Origin of the sequence: Leucobacter sp. M11, from assembly GCF_035726885.1 — a bacterium.
Taxonomy (GTDB): domain Bacteria; phylum Actinomycetota; class Actinomycetes; order Actinomycetales; family Microbacteriaceae; genus JAPFRB01.
Genome location: NZ_JAPFRB010000003.1, coordinates 691,970 through 695,341, shown reverse-complemented (window position 1 = coordinate 695,341; position 3,372 = coordinate 691,970). Strand labels below are relative to the sequence as shown.

Genomic DNA, 3,372 nt, shown 5'->3' with positions numbered 1-3,372 from the left:
GCTTCCGGCCCCGCCGGCGTTGAGCGCCGACCGGGTCCACCTGAGCACCGAGCGAGGCCAGCTCGTCTACCGGGGCACCGGCGCCGTGCCGCACGCGCGCGTCGAGATCCGCGGGGAACGCTCGGCGTTGGCGGGCGAGGACGGCGGATCTGGCGACCCCGGCATGAGCCCGCGGGTGGTGGCGACGGCGACGGTCCACGCCGATGGCAGCTGGGAGGCCCCGCCGCTCGCGGGCTTCACCCCCATCGGGCTCACGCTGTCCCTTCGCCAGGTCAATCCGGACGCCGCAGCCCTCGCCTCGCCCTGGTTCGTGCACGTCGCCGACCAGATGTTCTCGGTTGCCGTGCCGAACCTCGTCGGTTCCGTGTCTCTCGTCAGCCCCAGCGGGGCGACCTGGGTCGCCCACGGGGTGCCGGGCGCCACCTGGGGGGTGCGCACGCCGTCGGGCGAGGTTCGGCACGGGATCTTCGATGAGCGCGGCACGGCGACGGTCACCGTGCCGCTCCGGCTGCTCCCCTTCCCCGGGTCGAGCGGAGCCGACGCTGAGTTCGAGTTCGGCTACGCGGCCGGCGGGGGCGTGCTCGTTCAGGAGCGGCTCAGCCTCCCGCCGAACTGGTGGTCTTCGGCGCAGCCGGAGGAGCCGCCGACCCCGCTCTAGGCTGCCGTCAGGAGGCGCGCACGAGCACGAAGTCGTCGTGCACCTGTCCGCCAACGAGGAAGTGCTTGGTGCCGGCGCGCGCGAAGCCGTGCTTCGCGTAGAAGCGTTGCGCGCGCTCGTTCTGCTGGTTCACGCCGAGGTAGACCGGCGCCGCGGCGCGCTCGGCGATCTCGTCGAGGGTGCGCACGAGCAGCTCGCGGGCAACCCCGGTGCCGTGGGTATCCTCGCGCACGTAGACCTTGGAGATCTCCGCGGTGGCCTCGCCGGGCTCCGTGCCGGCTGCCGTGAGCGCCGAGCGGATCTCGGGGTCCTCGGGCGAACCGATGTTCGTCAGGGTGTAGCCGAGCAGGCGCGCGGGTGCCGTGCCCGGGAGTGCGGGCTCGTCGGGCACGGCCACGAGGAGGATCCGGTCCGGGTCCGCCGCGTGCGCCGCGAACTGCTCGGGGCGGAAGTTTGCCTCGATAAACCCACGGATGTCCTCGGGGGCGGTGCCCGGCGGGCAGGCGAGGGGAAAGGTCTCGGCGGCGAGGAGCGCGAGGGGCTCGGCGTCTGCGGGGGTTGCGCGGCGAATCAGGGTCACGGCTCCAGTGTATTGCGGGGCGGCGGGCGGGCCGATCCGGGCCCGGTCGCGGCCCGTTTCCCCCGGCCGGGGTGCTTCGGCGCTGCCCCGCGAGCGTCCAGGTCTTCGCTGAGGGCACGGTGTAGCGTGACACTGATGCTGTTCGGTTGCTGAGAGGAGCGCCCGTGTTGGGAACACCCACCCCCGCCATGCCCGCAGAGGACACCCTGCGGTTTGCCCGAGCGTGGGCCGCGCAGGATCCTGATCCGCAGACCCGGGGCGAGACCGAGGCGCTGCTCGCGCTGGCCGAGCGGGATGAGCCGGGAGCCCTTTCCCGGCTGCGCGCCGAGTACACGGGCCGGCTGGCCTTCGGCACGGCTGGCCTGCGCGGCGAGCTCGGCGCCGGGCCGCTTCGCATGAACCGGGTGGTCGTGTCGCAGACGAGCGCGGGCTTCGCCCGCTACCTGCTGGAGCGGGGCGCGCAGCGCGCCGGGGAGCAGCCCTCGATCGTGATCGGCTACGACGCTCGCCGGAACTCGGATGTCTTCGCCCGGGACGCGGCCGAGCTCATGGCCGGGGCCGGGATCCGCGTCTTCCTCCTGCCCGAGGCGCTGCCGACCCCCGTGACCGCGTTCGCCGTGCGGCACCTCGGCGTGGACGCCGGGGTCATGGTGACCGCGAGTCACAACCCGCCCCGGGACAACGGCTACAAGGTGTACCTGGGCGGGCCGGACCAGGGTTCCCAGATCGCGCCCCCGCAGGACAGCGAGATCGCGGCGCACATCGACCGGGTGGCCGCGGATCTGCTCGTGCCCGAGTTGCCGCGCGCCACGGACTATACGGTGCTCGGCCCGGAGCTTTTGGACGCCTACGTCTCGGCTACGGCGGCGGCGTTCCCCCAGCCCACGCCGCCCGCGGGTGAGCGCCCGCTCCGGGTCGCGTACACCGCGATGCACGGGGTGGGCTCCGCCGCCGCGCGCCGCGTCTACGCCGCGGCGGGCTTCCCCGAGGTCTGCGTCGTGCCCGAGCAGGACGCGCCCGACGGCGCGTTCCCGACGGTCAGCTTCCCGAACCCCGAGGAGCCGGGGGCGCTCGACCTCGCGTTCCGCACCGCCCGGGAGTGCGACGCCGACCTCATCATCGCGCACGATCCGGACGCCGACCGGCTCGCGATCGCCCTGCCGGACGCCGAGGCCCCCGCGGGCTTCCGGGCGCTGACGGGGAACCAGCTCGGGCTGCTCCTCGGCTGGCGCAGCGCCGAGGCGCACCGGGCGGCCGGGCGCACGGGCGGCGCGCTCGCCTGCACCATCGTGTCCTCGCCCGCGCTCGGCGCGGTCGCCCGCGACTACGGCATGGCGTACCAGGAGACGCTGTCCGGGTTTAAGTGGGTCTCGCGCGTGCCCGGGCTCGTCTTCGGCTTCGAGGAGGCGCTCGGGTATCTCGTCAACCCCGAGCTGGTCCGCGACAAGGACGGCATCTCAGCGTCCGCGATGGCGCTCGATCTCGCCGCCGAGTTGCACGCGGCGGGGCGCACCCTCTGGGATCAGCTCGACGCAGCGACCGAACGCTTCGGTGCCTTCGAGAGCGGGCAGCTCACGCTTCGGCTCGGCAGCGTCGCGGAGGTGGAGGCGGTCGCCCAGCGCATTCGCACGGAGCCGCCGACCGCGTTCGGGCTCGTGCCGGTGGTCCAGCTCACGGATCTGCTGGAGCCCGGTCACTCCGTCGTGCCCGCGAACGTGCTGCGCTTCGACCTCGCGGACGGCTCCCGGGTGATGATCCGGCCGAGCGGCACCGAGCCCAAGCTCAAGCTCTACCTCGACACGTTCTCGGACGCGGGCAGCGTCGCCGAGCGCCACGCCTCCGCCCGGGCCGCCCTCGCGGCGCTCACCGCGGCGGCCGAGGCCCTGGTCGCCGCCGTCCGCCCGGAGGCCCCAGCCGCCGGGTGACCCGCTCCGCCCCCGCTTCCCGGGGGGGGGGGGACTCCCCGCGGCGGGTGTCCCCCCGCTGAGGGCGTGGCGTTAGGGGTGCACGGCGGCGAGGGGGGTGCCCGCCGTGAGGAAGGCGCCCGGCTCGGTGAGCCCGGTGATCGTTCCGGCGGACGGGGCCAGGATGGGGGTCTCCATCTTCATCGCCTCCATCGTGCCGAGGGTCTGGC

4 protein-coding genes are annotated in these 3,372 nt (G+C 74.4%); 2 read left to right on the top strand and 2 right to left on the bottom strand.

Annotation, left to right across the window (positions count from 1 at the left end; all coding sequences use genetic code 11):
* The coding region (locus tag OOT08_RS11725) for a hypothetical protein (RefSeq protein ID WP_325092818.1) at positions 1-658 on the top strand (658 nt) is incomplete at its 5' end.
* Positions 659-665: 7 nt separating this feature from the next.
* On the opposite strand, the gene OOT08_RS11720 is transcribed toward OOT08_RS11725, so the two are convergent.
* On the bottom strand, positions 666-1,238 hold the full coding sequence (locus OOT08_RS11720; RefSeq protein ID WP_325092817.1) for a GNAT family N-acetyltransferase: 573 nt from the start codon (positions 1,236-1,238) through the stop codon (positions 666-668).
* Positions 1,239-1,426: 188 nt separating this feature from the next.
* Here OOT08_RS11720 and OOT08_RS11715 point away from each other — a divergent pair, with 188 nt between their 5' ends.
* The gene (locus OOT08_RS11715) at positions 1,427-3,163 is read left to right on the top strand and encodes a phospho-sugar mutase (protein ID WP_325092932.1); all 1,737 of its coding nucleotides are present in this window, start codon (positions 1,427-1,429) and stop codon (positions 3,161-3,163) included.
* A 72-nt stretch (positions 3,164-3,235) separates the two neighbouring features.
* On the opposite strand, the gene OOT08_RS11710 is transcribed toward OOT08_RS11715, so the two are convergent.
* The coding region (locus OOT08_RS11710) for an acetyl-CoA carboxylase biotin carboxyl carrier protein subunit (protein WP_325092931.1) at positions 3,236-3,372 on the bottom strand (137 nt) is incomplete at its 5' end.